Source organism: Bacillus sp. 3255 (assembly GCF_031456485.1).
Classification (GTDB): Bacteria; Bacillota; Bacilli; order Paenibacillales; family NBRC-103111; genus Paenibacillus_E.
Window position 1 is genome coordinate 38,426 of record NZ_JAVDUS010000030.1, and the last position, 19,737, is coordinate 58,162.

Here is a 19,737-nt window from a genome sequence, read left to right on the forward strand (position 1 = left end):
CTCCATGAGGAGCCACCGGGTTTTTTTATTCCTGCAGACAGCGAATAGTCTTCAAACAACTAGTTAAACTCGTCATGGGGTCCTTTTTGGCAGGTAAAATGCGGGGAATGTCCGTTACATATGCAGGATGCAACCAATGTGCCCGAAGCAACCTGTTCACCCGGGCCATGCTGTGGCTCTCGGTTTCAATGCCGCTCTAGCGAACTGGTTATCTCAACTGCATAGGCTGACATGCCATCTTCGAGCATAATAGCTGTAGTCACGGACGATATGCTGGGCAATAAGTGGAAGGCGGGAAGAGCAGATGAAGGAATCAGGGAATTGGTCAGTCAAAACGGCACAAACGATCATGGGCAACACAAATGAAAGAGGTTACCATCCGGAAATAGAGCAGCGCTGGATGTATGTGAACGGAATGACTTTGAAAGCCTTGCTGAACGTCGGGGATCTTACCGGGGATGAAGCTTATGTGGAATATGTCCGGAAGCATATGGATTTATTCGTTCAGGAGGATGGTTCGATTCGAACTTACACCTTGGAGGATTACAATCTGGATCAGATCAATCAGGGCAAGGCGTTGTTCGCGCTATGGCGGAGAACATCCGAGCCGAAATATGCCGGGGCGGCGGCTAGGCTGATCCGGCAAATCAAAGGGCACCCGAGAACGAGCGAAGGCGGCTTCTGGCATAAAAAGATATACCCGTACCAAATGTGGCTGGACGGGTTATATATGGCGACTCCGTTCATCGCGGAATATGCCAAGACATTCGATGCACCGGAGTTGTTCGACGAAGCGGCTAGGCAGCTGCTTCTGGTCGAAAAGCATACGCGGGATGTCACTACGGGGCTGCTGCACCATGGCTGGGACGAGAGCCGTGAACAGCGTTGGTGCGATACCGATACAGGCAAATCGCGGCATTTCTGGTGCCGGGGCATGGGCTGGTATGCGATGGCCCTCGTCGATGCCTTGGAACACTTTCCGGAGGAGCACCCGCAGCGCGGAACGATCATCGGCATTTTCGAACGGATGATGGGGGCGCTTGCACGGGTGCAGGATCCGAACACAGGACTATGGTATCAGGTGCTGGACCGTGGAGCGGACGGAGCCAACTACTTGGAAGCATCGGGGAGCAGTATGTTTGTCTATGCGGCAGCCAAAGGCGCGCGTTTGAAATATCTCTCCGGTTCCTTCCAAACGGTCGCGCACAAAGGGTATCAAGGACTGCTGAACGAACTAGTAACAGAAACACCAACAAGTGTTCATGTGCAAGGGATTTGCCATGGTGCTGGACTGGGCGGTAATCCGTACCGGGACGGCAGCTATGAGTACTATTTGGAAGAAGCGGTTGTGAGAGATGTGCTGATGGGCATGGCGCCGTTTCTGCTTGCCAGTGTAGAGATGGAACGAGGAGGAGATCGCAAGTGAGTATCAGTGAAAGCCTAATAAAGCCGGTATGGTTCGCCGATCTGGGCGACGGCACGTACCGCAATCCGATTCTATGTGCGGATTATTCCGATCCCGACGTCATTCGCGTCGGAGAAGATTTCTATATGACGGCATCGAGCTTCGTCAGTTCGCCGGGACTGCCGGTTCTTCATTCCAAAGATCTCGTCAACTGGTCGTTGATCGGACATGCCGTTCAGCAGCTGCCGGGCGGATACGATGACCGGGTTCGACACGGCGACGGCGTATGGGCTCCGGCCATACGGTACCATGACGGCCACTATTGGATCTACTTCAGCGCACCGGATGAAGGCATTTATATGACGAAGGCCGTCCATCCTGCGGGGCCTTGGTCACCGCTTCACATGGTCAAGGAAGTGAAAGGCTGGATCGATACCTGCCCGTTCTGGGATGACGACGGGCAGGCATATCTCGTGCATGCATTTGCCCGCAGCCGCTGCGGCATTAAGAGCATGCTGCAGATCTGCCGGATGTCGGCGGACGGCACTGCGCTGCTGGACGATGGTGTCATTGTGTTCGACGGGACCGAGAGCCATCCGACGATTGAGGGGCCGAAGCTGTATAAGCGCAATGGTTATTATTATATTTTTGCTCCTGCCGGAGGCGTCTCCGTCGGTTGGCAGACGATACTTCGGTCCAAGAACATCATGGGGCCTTATGAGGACAAGATCGTGCTGCATCAAGGCGATTCTCCGGTCAATGGTCCGCATCAAGGAGGCTATGTGGAGCTGGAATCCGGCGAATCGTGGTTTCTTCATTTCCAAGATAGAGAAGCCTACGGACGCATTGTTCACCTGCAGCCGATGGCCTGGGAGAACGATTGGCCGGTTATGGGGATCGACGCGAATGGCGACGGGATCGGCGAGCCGGTTCTCGTGCACAAGAAGCCGGACGTAGGGCGCTCTTGGCCGTTGGCCGTACCGGAAACAAGCGATGAGTTCAACGGGCAAGAGCTGGGCTTGCAGTGGCAGTGGCAGGCGAACTACCGGCGCGAGTGGTACTCGCTGAGCGAGAACCCGGGGCACCTGCGGCTATTCGCCTATGAGCTTCCTGCAGGAAGCGCAACGTTGTACGATGCGCTGAACGTCGTCTGCCAGAAGCTTCCTGCCCCGCAATTCACGGCGACGGCATCCATCACGCTCTCTCCCGGATTCGGCAGGCAGGACGAGATGGCCGGCTTGACGGCGTTCGGGCATGCTTACCGATATGTGGCAGTGCGGCGCTCGGAACAGGGGCTCGAGCTTATCCATGTGGAGGGCCGGGGCGACAAGGAATCGTCGAATGAACAAGTCACGGACCGTGCCGGACTTCCCGCAGACGTGCACACAGTGTATTTGCAAACAACGGTCGTTGAGGAAGCCGTCTTCAGCTTCGCCTACAGTCTGGACGGCGTAACCTTCGCGAAGATCGGCGGCGAATTCACAGCGGAACCAGGCCATTGGGTCGGCGCGAAGCTGGGATTGTTCTGCTTGCGAAGCGGCGGCGGGGAACAATCGCCGGAACGAGCTTATGCAGACATCGACTGGTTCCGATTCAGCGATACGAATGGAGGAATGACCGAATGACCACGCATACAATAAACGGTTCTTGGACCATGCCGGAGGTGCTCCTGCCTCAAATTCCGGACCGCAGCTTCTTGTTGACGGATTACGGAGCCATCGGCGACGGGTTGGCGGATAATACCGAAGCCTTTCGGCGTGCCATCCGGGCATGCTCCGAGGCTGGGGGCGGGCGGGTTATCATCCCAGCCGGCGTATGGGTAACGGGACCGCTTAAGCTGGCCAGCAGGCTGGAGCTGCACACGGAGGCAGGCGCCGTCGTATTGTTCACGAAGGATTTCACGCAGTATCCGCTGGTGATGTCCACCTTCGAAGGCATTCCGACGGTGCGCTGTCAATCCCCGCTCGACGCCGAAGGGCTGGAGCATATTGCGCTGACGGGCGCAGGCGTTTATGACGGCAACGGAGAAGCCTGGCGGCCGGTCAAACGTTGGAAGATGACCGCGCACAAATGGGATAAGCTCGTCCAATCGGGCGGCGTGACGGATCACGACGGGGAATTCTGGTGGCCCTCCGAAGCGGCCATGAACGGGAGAGCGCAGACGGAGCAGCTTGTCCGGGAAGGGAATCATGATCCGGCTGCATATGCACCTTACCGGGACTATTTAAGACCGAACCTCCTGAGCTTCCGCAAATGCAAATATGTGCTGCTGGACGGTCCGACGTTCCAGAACTCGGCCGCTTGGTGCCTGCACCCGTGGGCATCGGAGCATGTAACGATTCGCCAGGTGACGGTGCGCAACCCTTGGTTCGCCCAGAACGGAGACGGACTGGATCTCGATTCGTGCCGGTACGCCCTCATCGAGAATTGCACATTCGATGTCGGCGACGACGCGATTTGCATGAAATCGGGTAAGGACGAGGCCGGCCGTGCATTAGGCATGCCATGCGAGTATGTCACGATTCGGGGCTGCACCGTGTATCACGGACACGGCGGTTTCGTTATCGGCAGCGAGATGTCCGGCGGCGTGCGGCGCGTTCGGGTATCGGACTGCACGTTCATGGGAACCGATATCGGTCTGCGGTTCAAAAGCGCCCGCGGCCGGGGTGGCGTGGTCGAAGAGATCGAAATCAGCCGTATCCGGATGACACAGATTGCGGGGGAGGCGATCTCCTTTCATCTGTTCTATGCAGGCGTGGAAGGGTCGGGCAGCGCCCATAACGATGTGCATCCCGTCACGGAGGGCACGCCGATTTTCCGCAACATCGACATTCGCGACGTCGTCTGCACCGGTGCACACACGGCGCTGATCGTCAACGGTCTGCCCGAAATGCCGCTAGCCTCCGTACGCCTCAGCAACTTCCTGGCAACGGCGGAGCGGGGCGTCATCGCCCACTATGCGGATGACCTGCTGCTGGAAAATGTACGTTTGCAAACGAGCGAGGAGGAGGCTATTCAGCTGCATCATTGCCGGAATGTGCAGCAGATAACCAATGCGCTTTAGATAACCTGATTGCTCGCGGATAGCTTGCATGCTTGGCCAAACCCCTTATACTATAAGGGGTTTTTCGCCGTGGATGCATAAAGTTATCTGCAACACATAGTCAGTTACAGTTGATTTTGATAATGTAAGCGATATCACGAGTGTGATTGTCTTGATGGGTCGTAACGAATGTGCAATACTTGTAATATTTCGTATTGGAAGGTTGTGTGGATCTTGCACAAATATTTGCTCCGGCTTCTGGGATTCAGTTTAATCCTAGGTGCGCTTCCAACCATTTTTATCGGGATCGCTTCTTACTATATTGCGACGCGGGATGTTGAACAGAAAGTCAATGAAGCCAATATGCAGCTGCTGCTGCAGACACAGCTTCGTGTGGAACAGACGATCAAGTCGCTCGAGGTCACGTCCCTGCAATTCATCAATTCTTCGCTTGTACGGGAAGTGATGAACGAATCGCTGACGGGGGAGGACTTCATCCGGGTGCGGGAAGTGATGACGGGGCTGTACAATCTTCAGTCCAAAGCACTCATTAGTGAAGCTTATCTCGTCAATTTCGAGAAAAACTGGGCGGTTACTCTAGACAAATTGAAGCAGGCCGACCGTCTGGACAATTATAAGGAATTGATGGTGTATGCAGGGCAGCCCGAGAGCATGTTCTGGAATACGAGCCTGCTTGAGCGAGCACCCGAACCCATTGGGGACGAGCAGGGGGACGGCAGCGGACCAACGGACCGCCCGGCAGCTGCGGACAGGCTGAGTCTCATTTACAAAATTCCGGTCATTCCGAAAACCGGTACCCCCAAAGGGATGCTGGTCGTGCAGGTTCCAGCGGATGAAATTCGGGGCGGTCTTTCCACCAACAAGCAGCTGGGAACTAACTATGTGCTCGACCAGCGGGGCAACGCTTTTCTGTCGAAGCAGGAAGACCAAACGGCATATTTGGGAATTAATGCGATGATTAAAGAGCGGTTGAACGGAGATCCGGACAAGCGGGGCTTCTTCAAGGCCAAGCTCGGCGATGAGCAAGTAGGCGTCACGTACCTGTCGTCCGGTTATAATGCCTGGACCTTCGTCTCGGTCGTATCCATTGCCGATATGACGCAAGCCAGCAAGAAGATCGGCTTGCTTACCGGGGCAGCCTGTGCGCTCATTTTACTGTTCGTGCTCGCGATAGCCTTCTATGGAAGCAAAAGAATGTATTCCCCTATCCGCAATTTGCTGGAAGTGACGAGGTCTTACGAGGTGGAGCCTGCTGCGGAGCAGACGGCGGCCAGAACGGACGAGCTGGCGTATATCCAGCAAAAGTTCCAGTCGCTCGCGGTTTCGCGCGGACGGCTGGAGAAGCAAATGCAGGGCCAATCGGTTCATTTGAAAGAGTTCTTCGTGCTTAAGCTGTTCACCGGGCAAATCTCCGACGATGATTTCATTCATCGCGCTCCTATGTACGGATTTCCTACGGATTGGAGCTCCCTCGGCGTCATGACGCTGCAGATCGATCAACTGCAGGAAACCAGGTACGGAGAGCAGGACCGCGAACTGCTGCTCTTCGCCATCAATAATATTGTCGGCGAATTGCTGCCCGTCCAAGCGAGGTTCAGTCCGATTCTGCTCGGTGAATCGCAGGTTACCCTGCTGAGCCTGGATACCTTGGATCCGCAGGAGTTGAAGGAGCGCTGCTATCGGACAGCGGAGCTCATCAAATCTAATGTGAGCCAGTACTTGCAGCTGCAGGTCAGCATCGGCATCAGCAAGCCGTACCGGAAGCTGTCCGAAACCGTCAAAGCCTACGGCGAGAGTCTCGCCGCCTTGAAATCCCGCATTTCGCTGGGACCGGACATTATCGTTCATTTCGAAGACATTGAAAGCAGCGAACGCGCCGAATCCGCCGTTTACTCGCATTTGAAGCTGATGGAAGACCAGCTGCTGCAAGCGTTGAAGGACGTACAGCCGGACAAAGCGATGGACGTGTTCCAGACGTACTTGTCAACGCTGCTGAACAAAGACGGCTTCTTACATGAGCATCACATCCTGCTGCTGCAGCTGATGTCCCGTATTATAACCGTTGTGCAGGATCAAGGCATTTCGGTGAAAAAGGTGCTGGAAGGCGATTCCGCCGTAGAACGGCTGCTGAAACTTCAAACACGGGAAGACATCGCCGTCTGGTTCCAGAGCAAATTGTTCGTCCCGATCATGAATATCCTGTCGGAGAAGGCGGATACGCAGTATTTGAACATCGCCGACCGGTTGGTTCGGATGATTCAAGACCAGTACGATCAAGACCTTACGCTGGAGTCGTGCGCAGCGGCGCTCAATTTCCATCCTGTGTACTTAAGCCGTGTGTTCAAGAGGGAGATGGGCATACCTTTCAGCGATTATTTATCCGATTACCGGATGAATATGGCCAAGGTGATGCTGGAAACGACAAGCCTCAAAATTTCCGAGATCGGCGAGAAGCTGCAATACAAAAATATCAGTGCATTTATCCGCAATTTCCGCAAAACATTCGGCATGACGCCGGGCAGTTACCGGGAGCTGCTGGAGAACAACAAATGAGCCAAGAGCCGTTTCCTTCTGCGATGGTCAATCGCGAAGAGGGCGGCTTTTTGTCGTTTCAGTGTGATCTAATCTCTAGTTACGCCAAGGCGATTGAGCGTCAGCGGCTTCGCTCCCGCCGGCGTGCCCGGGTTTCCTGTTGCACACACGGGGTTATGCAGGAGATATCGCAAGCGTCTGCAAGCGGGCTGGAGAGGGCTGTCAGCCTGAGCGGAGCACAAGTTGTCTGCTAGGTATTTCTATTCATGTGAAGCTGGTCAATAATCAGGGCATATCGGTTTTCCGAGCTGGAAGGAGAAGAGAGAGCATGAAGGAGACAGCTATACCATCAGCAGCGCCCGCATCGCTTGGGCAGAAGCTGCGCAGAAGGGAATGGGTCAGGGATGTAATCAGAGATAAATGGCTCTATTACATGCTGCTGCCCGGGGTTGCGTATTTTCTAATCTTTAAATATGTGCCGATGTACGGCATTATTATGGCTTTTCAGGACTACAAGCCGCATCTGGGATATGCGGATAGTCCTTGGGTCGGTCTGAAGCATTTCCAGCGGTTTTTCAGCGAGCCGCAATTCTGGATGCTTTTTCGGAACACGGTCGTTCTGGCTATCTATAATCTGGTCTTTTTCTTCCCATTGCCGATCGTACTTGCGCTGATGATGAATGAGGTTCGCAGAGAGCGCTTCAAACGGTTCGTGCAAACGCTGGTGTATATTCCCCATTTCGTATCGTGGGTCGTGGTCGTCGGTATATTCTACATGCTGCTGACAACGGAAAACGGCATTCTTAATGAACTATTGTTCAATTTAACGGGACACAAAATCGCTTTCCTCATGGAGCCGGAATGGTTCAGAACGATGATCGTCTCGCAGTCTATCTGGAAAGAGGTCGGCTGGGGCACCATTATTTTCTTGGCGGCGTTGTCGGGCGTCGATCTCCAGCTCTACGAGGCGGCGAGAATGGACGGCGCGGGAAGATGGCGCCAGCTCTGGCACATTACGCTGCCGGCCATTTCCAGCACGATCGTCATCTTGCTTATTCTGCGGCTGGGGAACTTCCTCGACGCCGGGTTCGAGCATATTTTCCTCATGCTGACGCCGACGAACCGCGAGGTCGGAGAAGTGTTCGACACTTATGTGTATATGAAAGGGTTAAGTCAAGGCCAATACAGCTATAGTGCGGCTGTCGGCTTATTCAAATCGCTGGTTGGGCTGCTGCTCGTTCTGGGCTCCAATTGGATGGCAAAAAAATTCGGTCAAGAGGGCGTCTACTGATGCCGCTTGCGATGGAGGTTGCACGACATGCATTACGACAAAACGCTTGGAAACCGCATTTTTAACATTGTGAATTACAGCTTGCTGCTGATTATCGCGCTGGTCTGCGTGCTGCCGTTCGTATACGTGCTGGCGGTTTCATTCACGAGTCCCACCGAAGTGGCCAAGGGCGGCATCATATTGTTCCCCAAAGAATGGTCCTTGTCGGCGTATAAATATATTTTCTCCACGGATACGCTGCTTCGCAGCTTAGGGGTCTCCATCTACATCACGGTAGTCGGTACGATTATCAATCTTATTTTTACGGCGCTTATGGCGTATCCGCTGGCCAAATCGAAGCTCAGAGGCCGCCAAACGATCCTCCTTGCCGTGCTGTTTACGATGCTGTTCAGCGGGGGCATGATCCCTACGTATTTCGTTGTGAAAGGACTGCATCTCACGAATACGTTATGGTCCTTGATGATTCCGAGCGCCATTAGCGCATTTAACCTGATTGTGCTCAAAAACTTTTTCCAACAAATTCCCGACGGGCTGGAGGACTCGGCCAAAATCGACGGCTGCAACGATCTGGGCGTATTGTTCCGCGTTGTGCTGCCGCTCTCCATGCCGGCTATGGCGACGTTCGCGCTGTTCTATTCCGTTACGCATTGGAATCAGTTCTTCAATGCAATTCTGTACATTAACGATAACGCCAAATGGCCGATTCAAGTATTGCTGCGGGAAATCATCATGCTGGCGCAGAGCCGCATCGGCGATTCCGGGTTTGATGAAGCCGAGATTCAACCGCTGACCATCCGGATGGCCGTCATCGTGTTCGCCACGCTGCCGATTCTGCTCGTGTATCCGTTCCTGCAGAAGCATTTCACGAAAGGCGTCTTGCTCGGCTCGGTCAAAGGCTAGCCTATTTACACTCTGCCTGTTTTCGCTAGAAGATAGGCGGAGATTGAAAATAGAGTATAATATAGGGATAACGAAAGGGGAAAGCTCGATGAAAAGAAATCAAGTAGCTCTGACGATGGGAACGGTGCTGCTGCTGTCCACGCTGCTGTCTGCGTGCGGAGCCGATTCCAACGGGAACGAGGCGCAAAGCACGGCCGCTGCGGAGGATACGAAGCCGTTTCCGCTTACGCTGGTCGTCAATCAGGTCGGCGAGGTGCCGGCGAAGGACAATGACATCGAGAAGGCGATCAAATCTTATACGAATACGGATCTGCAAATTCAATGGATTCCGGCTTCCGCCTATGACGAGAAGGTGAACGTCATGATCGCATCGGGCGAGCTGCCGAAGCTCATCAAGCTTAATTACAGCAACCCGAGCATGATCAGCTCCTTGAAGTCCGATCTGTTCTGGGAAGTCGGTCCTTATCTCAAAGATTACAAAAACCTGCAGGCCCAGAACAAGCTGTTCTACGACAATATAATGGTCGACGGCAAACTGTACGGCATTCCGCTGTACCGTGATCTGGGACGTGCCGTCATTCATTACCGCAAGGACTGGTTCGATGCGCTGAACCTTCAGTCGCCCAAAACATTGGATGATTGGTACAATGTGATTAAAGCGCTTACGCTGAATGACCCTGATAAAAACGGCAAAAACGATACGTACGGCCTCATGCTGGAGAAAAAATACAACCAGGATGTGAGCTCCACACTGACGCGTATTTCGGTTTCCCAAGGCGGACCGTCCAAGTGGAAAGTGGAGAACGGCGTGTTTACGCCGGAGTTTGTGACCGAGCCTTTCTTTGAGACGATGAAATTGTTCAAGCGCTTGTATGATGAGAAGCTGATCAATCAGGATTTCCCTGTTGTCGATACGACAGAGGTGGATAAAGCTTATGAATCCGGCCGCGCGGGCATTCGAATTTCAGGCGGTAACGCGCAAAGCTGGCAGGACAAAATCGTGAAAGTCGTGCCGAACGCAGTCATCGAAGCGGCTGCCGTCGAGGGCGCGAGCGGACGCCGCGTTCCGGGCGAGAGCGGCAATGCAGGCTTCCTGGCGATTCCCAAATCTTCTGTCAAAACGGAAGCGGAGTTCAAGAAAGTGTTGGCCTTCGTAGACAAGCTGCTCGATCCGCAAATGGCGAATTTGATCGTCAAAGGCGTGGAAGGCAAGCACTACGCGGATAAAGGAGAGTTTACCGAGCCGCTCGACCGCGAAGCCGACTTGAAAGAAGTGAAGCCTTACCGGGATACGCTGCCGCAGCGTGGCGAAAGCTACAACATCACGAAGATGATGAAGCAGCCGGATCTGTTCCGCCGGAGTCAGAAAATCGGCCAAACGAATGAGCAGTATATCGTGCCGAATCCGGCGTTGACGCTGAACTCCGCGACATTCTCCGAACGGGGCAAGGAGCTCGAGCAGATGATTACGGATGCCGAAACGAAGTTCATTATGGGTAAAATCGATGAAGCGGGCTGGAAGGCTGAAATCGAGAAGTGGAAAACGGCCGGCGGCAGCAAAATGATTCAAGAGTATCAAGAATCGTATGCGCAGAGCCAGAAGAAGTAATTGAAAAAGGAGTTGAGCGGCTTGTTTGCGCTCAACTCCTTTTTGTGTTGGCCGGGGGCTGGCGGCCGGCCGGGATGGCGAGTGCCGGGGCTGGCGGGACGAGAGTGATGCGGGCAGGGCGAGAATTTCGCGGGCAAGGCTGGTTCCGCGAGGCGCGGCTAGCCCACCCAGTCCCGGTCAGTCCTGGACGGGCACGGCCGCGGCTCTAACGGACACAGCGGCGCTTATTCGGCGGAAATGGGCCGCTTTCAGACGCTAACGGACACCAGTGCTGTTATTTGCCCATTCTAAGCGTGATATCGCCTCGAATTGGGCAAATAAGGTACGTGGTGTCCGTTAGAGCTCTGGCGAGGCGGATACCGCGCAAATAACGGCAGCTGTGTCCGTTAGCCTCGCGCCTCCGCCTCCACGCGCACCTTGCTTCCTGCCGCCAACCGGTCCCAGGCTGGTTCCGCGAGGCGCGGCTAGCCCACCCAGTCCCGGTCAGTCCTGGACGGGCACGGCAGCGGCTCTAACGGACACAGCGGCGCTAATTCGGCGGAAATGGGCCGCTTTCAGACGCTAACGGACACCAGTGCTGTTATTTGCCCATTCTAAGCGTGATTTCGCCTCGAATTGGGCAAATAAGGTACGTGGTGTCCGTTAGAGCTCTGTCGAGGCGGCTACCGCGCAAATAACGGCAGCTGTGTCCGTTAGCCTCGCTCCCCGCCGCTGCTCCCGCCGCCGCATCCGCTCCCGCATCCGCTCCCGCATCCGCTCCCGCAGCCGCACCCGCAGCCGCGCCCGCTGCCGCATCCCGCCAGCCGCGCCGCGCGCCAATTCCGCCCGACGAGGCTGCGCGCCTGCAGCCTACAACGTTACCGCAATATGCGTCTGCCCGAATTCCGGCGTAATTTTCACGCCGAGGGCGGTCCGCTCCCAAGCGGCTCCCTCCACAGACCGAACTTCGTCGATGCCTCTAAGCACGATCGTATAAGGCTTCGCTGCGCCCTGCACGGCGAAGCGGATCCCGCTGCCGCTGCGCTCAGCCCGGACCTGCAGCTGCAGCTGCGCTCCGGTGTCATAGACGAGTGCCGATGCGCCGGCGCCATCCTGCAGCTCGAACAAGTGAAGCGACACGCCGTCGGCATACGCGTAATCCGGCTTGACATCGTTCGCGCCGATAGCCAGCAGCGTGTTCGGCTTCACAAGCAGCGGCAGCGACGTGTAGTCATGGACTTCTTCCTGCCATGTGCCGCCTTCGACGATGCGGCCGGTGAAGAAGTCGGTCCAGCGTCCCTCCGGCACATAGTACATGACCTGGCCACGGTCATTGAAGATCGGGGCCACGAGCAGACTGTCGCCGAGCATGTACTGGGTATCCAAGTAATGCGTGGACGGATCTTCCGGGAAATCGAGCACCATGGCGCGCATCATAGGGATCCCGTAATCGGCGGATTGAATCGCGCTGCCGAATAAATAAGGCATCAGCCTGCATTTGAGCTTCGTGTAATGGCGGAGCACGTCGACGGCTTCTTCGTCGAACAGCCATGGCACGCGGTATGATTCATTGCCGTGCAGCCGGCTGTGCGAGGAGAGCAGGCCGAAGGCGACCCAGCGCTTGTAAATATCAGGCGGCGCCGTGCGCTCGAACCCGCTGATATCATGGCTCCAGAAGCCGAAGCCGGATAAGCCGAGCGAAAGGCCTCCGCGCACCGATTCCGCCATGGAATCGTAGTTGGCCGAGCAATCGCCGCCCCAGTGAACCGGGAACTGCTGACCTCCAGCCGTAGCGGAACGGGCGAACAGCATCGCTTCGTTCTTGCCGAGCTTCTCCTCCAGCACTTCGAAGACGGCTTTGTTGTACAGCAAAGTATAGTAGTTGTGCATTTTGAACGGATCAGAGCCGTCATGGTAGCGGACATTCGTCGGAATGCGCTCGCCGAAGTCGGTCTTGAAGCAGTCAACGCCCATGTCGATCAGCCTTCTCAGATGGCTCTTGTACCACTCGGCCGCCTCGGGATTCGTGAAATCGACAAGGCCCATGCCGGCCTGCCAGAGATCCCACTGCCACACATCGCCTTCCGGCGTACGGACCAGATAGCCCTTGTCCATTCCCTCTTGGAAGAGCGGCGATTTCTGTCCGATATACGAGTTGATCCAGACGCAGATCTTGAGTCCTTTGTCCTTCAAACGCTTCAGCATCCCGGCAGGATCGGGGAACATATCGGCGTCCCATTCGAAGTTGGTCCACTGATATTCCTTCATCCAGAAGCAGTCAAAATGGAAAACATGCAGCGGAAGATCGCGCTGAATCATCCCGTCAATGAAGCTGTTCACGGTTGCTTCATCGTAGTCGGTCGTGAAGGAGGTCGTCAGCCACAGGCCGAAGGACCAAGCAGGCGGCAGCGCAGGCTTGCCCGTAAGCTTGGTGTAATTATCCAGCACATCCTTCAGCGTCCGGCCGCCGATGATGAAATATTCCACACTTTCGCCGGGCACACTGAACTGGACCTTCGAGACGACTTCGGAGCCCACCTCGAAGGAAACGTGCTCAGGATGGTTGACGAATACGCCGTATCCCCGGCTCGAGAGATAGAAGGGAACGTTTTTGTAAGCCTGCTCGCTGCTCGTCCCGCCGTCTTCGTTCCAGATGTCGACGGTTTGCCCGTTCTTCACGAACGGCGTAAAACGCTCTCCAAGTCCGTATACATGCTCCCCAACGCCTAGATCAAGCTGTTCTCTGAAGTAAACTTCCTTGTTAGCCGTTGTGATATGTCCGGGTCCTTTGAAGTTGGATCCTGTCAGACGTTTGTCTTCGAAGAAAAATTCGGTTCCCCATGCCTCGCTTTTCTTCATTTTGACACGAAGATTACCGGATTTCATCGTTACGTCGGTGCTGCTCTCGTCGATTTCGACCGGAGCGGCCCCATCGTGGAACAGTTCGAACTGCGGCCCTGTTGGCCGCTTCCCGGCATGATGCGTCCAGCGAACGCGTATGACGTCCGCCATCGGCGAGCTAAGCTCGCAAGTGAGCAGCGCTCCGTTGAGCGTATCGCCTTTACGCGTAATTTTGCGGGCGGCGGCGTAGATCGTCAGTTCGTTATCTTTGCGCTGTACCTCGCGAACGTCTAGCGGATTGAGCACCGTATAGCCTTCTTTCGCCATCCAGTAGCCATTAGAAAATTTCATTGCCAACATCCTCTCAATATATTTTAATATAAGTATATTGATTTGAATCCAACAATCCTTCCGTAATATTGCTTGATTGTATCAGTATTTTGACATTTGACGGAATGAAATTGAAAAGGAGGACATCGCGATGCAGCAAGCCCATCTCAAAGAAGACCGCGTCCATGGCGACCCGTTGTATCCGATTCGCGTATACGAGATTCATTGCCAGCCCGGCGAAGAATTATTGGAGCTTCATTGGCACGATGAGCTGGAGTTTCTGATGCTGACTCAGGGGAGCGCCGTCTTTCGCGTGTCGATGGATGAATATGAACTGAAGGCGGGAGAGGCGATTTTCGTGAATGCCGGACAGCTTCATTCCGGTTTGATTGCCGGTGATGAAGCGTGCAGCTTCAAGGCGGTGGTTTTTCATGCCGACATGCTCGGCGGGGAGCGGTTCGATCTCGTTTGGGAGAAGTACATTCACCCGCTTATTCAGCAGAAATATGGCATCCCCGTGCATATCCGCAACCGCTTGAGCGAGGAGAGGGAGCTGCTGGAGCTGCTGCAGCAAGTGTTCGATTTGAATTTGAACGAACGCCCTCTATATGAGCTATCGACCAAAGCACACCTGCACATGCTGATTGCCAAGCTTTTGACTTTGGGCGGACCGTCGCTTACGGTGCAGTCGCCCCCGGTTAACCCGACACATATCGATCGGATCAAACGAATTATTGAATATATCCAAGCGAACTACAGTCTGCCGATCCGGCTGGAGGAACTGGCGGCGCTCGTTTCGTTCAGCGAGTCCTACTTCTGCCGGTATTTCAAAGGCTTCACAGGCAAGAGTCCGCTGGAATATTTGAATCAGGTAAGGGCGCAGCGTGCCGCCAGTTTGCTCAAGGATACCGATAAAAAAATAACGGAAATTTCGCTCGATGTCGGATTCAACACGCTCAGTTATTTTATCGGCGTCTTCAAAGCCCACTTTGGCTACACGCCTTCCGAATATCGCAAAAGAGAAAGATAGGGGAGTGATTGCAGGTGTTCAGCAAGCTGCGGGAAAATGCAAGGGCTTACTTCTACGATCGATTAACACTCAAACGACGAATTTTTATCATTTTCCTGGGCAGTACGCTCATTCCGTTCCTTTGCATTGTACTTATTTCGTATTACACGATTTATTCCATATTGACGAACAAAATTCAAAACGGGATCCAAAGCAACCTCAAGCAAGTGGAGCTTTCCCTGGAAAGCACGATCTCCAACTTGAATCATGTCTCTCAGCAGCTTGCTTTTGCAGGGAGCGTCGGTAAGAAGCTGGACCAGATGCTTTCGCTTCCAGCCGAGCAATCGTTCGAGCGCTCCAAGATGCTCAGCGATTTGAAGGACGAGCTCAGCTTGGTCACTTTTACCAATCCGAATATCGGGCTCACCTTTTACTATTTTCAGAAGGACCATACGATCGATTTGGAAAATATGGGGGTGAAGGATTCTTTTTCCCCGGATACCTTACCCTTGTTGGCGGCGTACTCCGGCATTTCCTATTATGGTCCCCATATCAGCAACAATCGGTTCGATAACAATTTCGTGCTGTCGGCGCTCCGCAAAGTCGATTTGCCCATGCGCGACGATGTTTATGTTTATATCGAAACAGGCTTTCATTTGACCCAAAATATTCTCAATAACGGTCAGTTCGGCGGCGGGAACTATCACGTTTTCCTGGACAATAACGGCCGAATCGCGTACAGCGAGCTGCCGCAAGCGTTCGTCAAGGATACCATATTCCCCAATTTCTCGCAGGACAAAACGAACGGTACACAGAACGAATTTTATTGGTTCAGACAGGTCAGCAATCAAGGCTGGAGCATCGTGTCGGTCATTCCTAAGGCGGATTACAATAAGGAAATGAATCAATGGTTCGTACAAATCGGGCTGTTTGCGCTTCTTTTCCTCGTGATTAGTATGTTGATGGCATGGCTGTTATGGAAAATGGTCTATGTGCCGCTTAACGGCTTTAACCGGGAAATCAAGCTGATGGCCCAGAATCGGGTTCAGACCGTCACGGTCCGCACGAAAATACCGGAGTTCGATTTCCTGCTCAACCAATTCCGCCAAATGAAAGAGCAGATTTGGAACCTGTTCGCTGAAGTCGAGCGCAAAGAGAAGCGCAGGGTCGATCTGGAGGTGGAGAAGCTGCTGTATCAGATCAACCCGCATTTCCTAATGAACACGCTGGATACGGTGCATTGGTTGGCGCTGATGAACGGTCAGACGGAGATCGACAAGCTCGTCTCGTCACTGAATAAGCTGCTGCACTACAATCTGGGCAAGCTGGGCGCAGCTTCCACGATTCAGGAAGAGATCGAGGCGCTCAAGCAGTATTTGACGCTCCAGCAGATTCGTTACGATTTTCAATTCGATGTCCAAATGAATGTGGATGAACAAGTATGGAGCATGCCGATCCCGCGTTTCATTCTCCAGCCGCTGGTTGAGAATTCGCTGTACCATGGGCTCAGCGATGACGGTTACATCCGGGTCGATGTCAGCTTGACCCATGCCATTCAAATCTCGATTCGCGATAACGGCGCCGGCATGACGGAAGAGACGATTCGCAAGCTGCTGGATCAGCCGGACACCGAGAATAAAAAGGTCGGAATGGGCATCGGGCTGAACTATGTTAAGCGAATGCTCGAATCGCAGTACGGCGATAAGGCTTCATTGAGCATTCAGAGCGTCCTCGGCCATGGAACGACAATTCATGTTTCTATACCTATTGTGGAGGTGCTATCCCCAGCATGATTAAAGTGATGGTTGTTGACGACGATAAATTGGTCCGGAAAGGGCTGATGTCCGCGATGCCTTGGCGCGATTTCGATATGGAGGTTGTCGGAGAGGCCAGCAACGGCGAGAAAGCGCTCGAGTTCATGGCAGACAATAGCGTGGATTTATTGCTGACGGATTTGGCGATGCCGGTCATGTCCGGCATTGAGCTGCTCAAGTTCGTTCGCAAGCTATACCCGAGCATGTATACCGTCGTGCTCACCTTTCATCAGGATTTTGAATATATCCAGGAGGCGCTGCGGCTTGGAGCCATCGATTATATTGCCAAGGTGCAGCTGGAAAAAGAGCGCTTCGAAGAAGTGCTGGGCCGAATTCACAAGCGCATAATGGAGGATGCCAAGCATGGACTTCCTGCAGCGGATGATTTCTACGAGGCTCCGCCCATGGCGCATGGGGGGACGGAAACGCCGGCAGCTGCCGGTAAGGACGCCGAACAAGTGAAGGACATGTGGGCGAGCCATGAATGGCTCCACCAGGACGCGGTGTTCGCCGCTCAGCTGCAGCAGTTGAAACAGCTGCGGCTGCCGCAGACGAAGCTGATCGGTTTGCTTTATGCGCTGACGGATAAGTGGAACCTGCTGTTTCATCCTGTTGATACGGCAGCGATTCAGCTGCCCGATGCTTTTGAAAGCTGGCAAGGGGTCGAAGCTTGGCTGACGGCAACGCGCGAGATGATTCGCAAGGCGATGGAGAAGCCGGCGTTCTCGCAAGAAGTGGTCGATAGCGTGATGAAGGCTGTTCATATCGTGAGCGAAGAAATGAAGGAGCCGATTACGGCGGCGATCGTCGCGAAGCGGGTCAATATGAGCAGAAGCTACTTCAGCCAATGCTTCAAAGAAATCGTCGGCGTCAACTTCAGCGAGTATATCCGCAACAAGCGGATGGAGAAAGCGAAGGAGTACCTCGTTTATACGAACAAAACGATTCTGTGGATCGCCGAGAATGTCGGCTACATGGACGAGAAATATTTTAGCCGGACATTCCGCGAACAGACGGGTTATTTGCCAAGCGAATATCGCGTACAAAGCGGAGCAGGTAGAGAAATGTCCGATCACTAGGGGGTCATCTGTTAGAAACGCACAGGAAATGAAGCGCGATTGTCTGAAATCTCGGTCATTTTCCCAACTAAACGTGTAACCGTTTTCCATCCTTGTTATGTGCAGTCATATGATACTTTTAGGATGTAGACAAATTCCAGAAACGAAAGAAGGGGACATAATGAGCAAGACAAATAAGAGCTTATTGCTAGTACTCGCGGGAATGATGGTAGCGCTGTCCGCCTGCTCGGATGCGAATAACGGGAAGGAGTCGCCGAAAGCGTCAACCGCTCCCGCCCAGACAGGGACGGCGGCAACGGCCGGGCAATCCGATGCGGGGCCTTTCACCAAATCGGCTAACCCGATCACGATTCGTATCGGCAAAGATGTCGATGCGGCGGACAAGAGCTTGCCGGCCGGAGATTCGCCGGAGAACAACCAGTATACCCGTTATATCAAAGAAAACCTTAATATCGACACCAAAATCGTGTGGCAGGCAGCCGGCGGCAAGGACTACGACCAGAAAGTGAATCTGTCCATCGCCAGCAACGATTTGCCTGACGCACTGGTGGTCAAGGATACGCAGTTCAGACAAATGGTCAAAAGCGGCCAACTCGCAGATTTGACGGAGGTCTACAAGAAATATGCCTCCCCGGCACTTAAGCAAATTATTGATTCCACACAGGGACTTGCGCTGAAATCCGTCACGGTGGACGGCAAAATGTATGCCCTTCCCAATGTGACCACGGAATCCGATATGGTGCATATGATGTGGATTCGCAAGGATTGGCTGGATAAATTGGGTCTCGAGCCGCCGAAAACGATGGATGACTTGGAGAAAGTGGCCAAAGCTTTCGTCGAGCAGGATCCGGACGGCAACGGCAAAGCCGATACCATCGGGATTACCGGCCCGCAGCTGGGCGGCTTGCTGAACGCGGATTTCATTAACCCGAACAATAACAACTATGGCTTTGATCCGATTTTTGCTTCGTATCATTCGTATCCTGGCTTCTGGGTCAAAGGTGCCGACGGCAAAACAACCTACGGATCGCTTCAACCGGAAACGAAGCAGGCGCTGGCCAAGCTGCGCGACCTGTACGCCAAAGGGCTGATCGACAAAGAAATGACGATCCGCAAAGACGCGCAGGAGCTGATCAAGAACGGAACCTCCGGCATCTACTTCGGATTGTGGTGGGCAGGCGGATATGGTCCGTTAGCCGATGCGATCAAAAACAACCCGAAGGCCAACTGGCAAGCTTACACGGCGCCATTGGACGTGAACGGCGAATTTACGCCGCACATGGGGAATCCGACGAACCAATATCTCGTTGTTCGCAAAGGCTATGAGCATCCGGAAGCAGCCATCCAAATGGAAAACCTGCTGCTGCGTGACGAGTCCAAGTTCGATGTGAAAGTGGCAATCGGAAACTATCCGCTGCGTATCGTTTTTGCGCCAATGGATGAAATGGATGTTACTTACAAAATGATGAAAGAAGTGCTGGCTGGCACCAAAAAGCCGGAGGATCTGGATATTCCCGGATACAAACTGCTCAAAGCCGATGCCGAGAAAGTGAAAAAAGTTAAACTTGAGCCTTACGACAAGAACGACATCCAGTACTGGGACCCGAATGCCGACCTTGGCGCATGGAAACGGATGTACTCCACATTCGTCGGTATATCGCCGCTGCAGAAGCCGTATAAGAAAACGTACAGCGTGACATATTCCCAGACCAAAACGATGGAAAGCCGCTGGGCATCCCTTGACAAGCTGGAGAAGGAAACGTTCCTCAAAATCATCATGGGCGCCGCACCGCTTGATACATTCGATAAGTTCGTACAGGACTGGAAGAAGCAGGGTGGAGACCAGATTATAGCTGAGATCGAGGAAAACTTGAAATAACATTT

General features: G+C 53.9%; 13 protein-coding genes. 11 read left to right on the forward strand and 2 right to left on the reverse strand.

Going from position 1 to position 19,737, the window contains the following annotated elements:
• The first annotated feature begins 304 nt into the window (after positions 1 to 304).
• The 7 genes from J2X61_RS33470 to J2X61_RS33500 all read left to right on the forward strand — a co-directional run bounded on the left by J2X61_RS33470 (position 305) and on the right by J2X61_RS33500 (position 10,801).
• Complete coding sequence (locus J2X61_RS33470) at positions 305 to 1,426, forward strand: glycoside hydrolase family 88/105 protein (RefSeq protein ID WP_310194536.1); 1,122 nt, start codon at positions 305 to 307, stop codon at positions 1,424 to 1,426.
• A complete protein-coding gene (locus J2X61_RS33475) occupies positions 1,423 to 3,030 on the forward strand; it encodes a glycoside hydrolase family 43 protein (protein WP_310194538.1) in 1,608 nt (535 codons plus the stop codon). The genes J2X61_RS33470 and J2X61_RS33475 overlap by 4 nt, the downstream gene beginning before the upstream one ends.
• Positions 3,027 to 4,469, forward strand: a complete 1,443-nt coding sequence (locus J2X61_RS33480; RefSeq protein WP_310194540.1) for a glycoside hydrolase family 28 protein — start codon at positions 3,027 to 3,029, stop codon at positions 4,467 to 4,469. The genes J2X61_RS33475 and J2X61_RS33480 overlap by 4 nt, the downstream gene beginning before the upstream one ends.
• 204 nt (positions 4,470 to 4,673) lie before the next feature.
• The gene (locus J2X61_RS33485) at positions 4,674 to 7,022 is read left to right on the forward strand and encodes a helix-turn-helix domain-containing protein (RefSeq protein WP_396135534.1); all 2,349 of its coding nucleotides are present in this window, start codon (positions 4,674 to 4,676) and stop codon (positions 7,020 to 7,022) included.
• A gap of 307 nt (positions 7,023 to 7,329) precedes the next feature.
• A complete protein-coding gene (locus J2X61_RS33490; protein ID WP_274469757.1) occupies positions 7,330 to 8,292 on the forward strand; it encodes an ABC transporter permease in 963 nt (320 codons plus the stop codon).
• 27 nt (positions 8,293 to 8,319) lie between these two features.
• Complete coding sequence (locus J2X61_RS33495; RefSeq protein WP_274469756.1) at positions 8,320 to 9,192, forward strand: carbohydrate ABC transporter permease; 873 nt, start codon at positions 8,320 to 8,322, stop codon at positions 9,190 to 9,192.
• A gap of 88 nt (positions 9,193 to 9,280) precedes the next feature.
• Positions 9,281 to 10,801 carry an extracellular solute-binding protein gene (locus J2X61_RS33500; RefSeq protein WP_274469754.1) on the forward strand — a complete coding sequence of 507 codons (1,521 nt, stop codon included), beginning with the start codon at positions 9,281 to 9,283 and terminating at the stop codon, positions 10,799 to 10,801.
• A gap of 580 nt (positions 10,802 to 11,381) precedes the next feature.
• On the opposite strand, the gene J2X61_RS33505 is transcribed toward J2X61_RS33500, so the two are convergent.
• Both J2X61_RS33505 and yicI read right to left on the reverse strand, forming a co-directional pair.
• Positions 11,382 to 11,723 (reverse strand): hypothetical protein, encoded by a 342-nt coding sequence (locus tag J2X61_RS33505; RefSeq protein ID WP_310194547.1) that lies wholly within the window; start codon positions 11,721 to 11,723, stop codon positions 11,382 to 11,384.
• Positions 11,651 to 13,972 (reverse strand): alpha-xylosidase, encoded by a 2,322-nt coding sequence (gene yicI / locus J2X61_RS33510; RefSeq protein WP_310194549.1) that lies wholly within the window; start codon positions 13,970 to 13,972, stop codon positions 11,651 to 11,653. Before yicI ends, J2X61_RS33505 begins: the two co-directional genes overlap by 73 nt.
• 130 nt (positions 13,973 to 14,102) lie before the next feature.
• On the opposite strand from yicI, the gene J2X61_RS33515 reads away from it, so the two are divergent.
• From J2X61_RS33515 to J2X61_RS33530, 4 genes are all read left to right on the forward strand, one after another.
• Complete coding sequence (locus tag J2X61_RS33515) at positions 14,103 to 14,981, forward strand: AraC family transcriptional regulator (RefSeq protein ID WP_274469746.1); 879 nt, start codon at positions 14,103 to 14,105, stop codon at positions 14,979 to 14,981.
• Between the two features lie 14 nt (positions 14,982 to 14,995).
• Positions 14,996 to 16,753: a sensor histidine kinase gene (locus tag J2X61_RS33520; protein WP_274469744.1), complete on the forward strand. Its 1,758-nt coding sequence runs from the start codon at positions 14,996 to 14,998 to the stop codon at positions 16,751 to 16,753.
• A complete protein-coding gene (locus tag J2X61_RS33525; protein WP_310194552.1) occupies positions 16,750 to 17,853 on the forward strand; it encodes a response regulator in 1,104 nt (367 codons plus the stop codon). Before J2X61_RS33520 ends, J2X61_RS33525 begins: the two co-directional genes overlap by 4 nt.
• Positions 17,854 to 18,013: 160 nt before the next feature.
• Positions 18,014 to 19,732, forward strand: coding sequence for an extracellular solute-binding protein (locus J2X61_RS33530; protein ID WP_274469741.1), 1,719 nt, complete (start codon positions 18,014 to 18,016; stop codon positions 19,730 to 19,732).
• Positions 19,733 to 19,737: the final 5 nt, after the last annotated feature.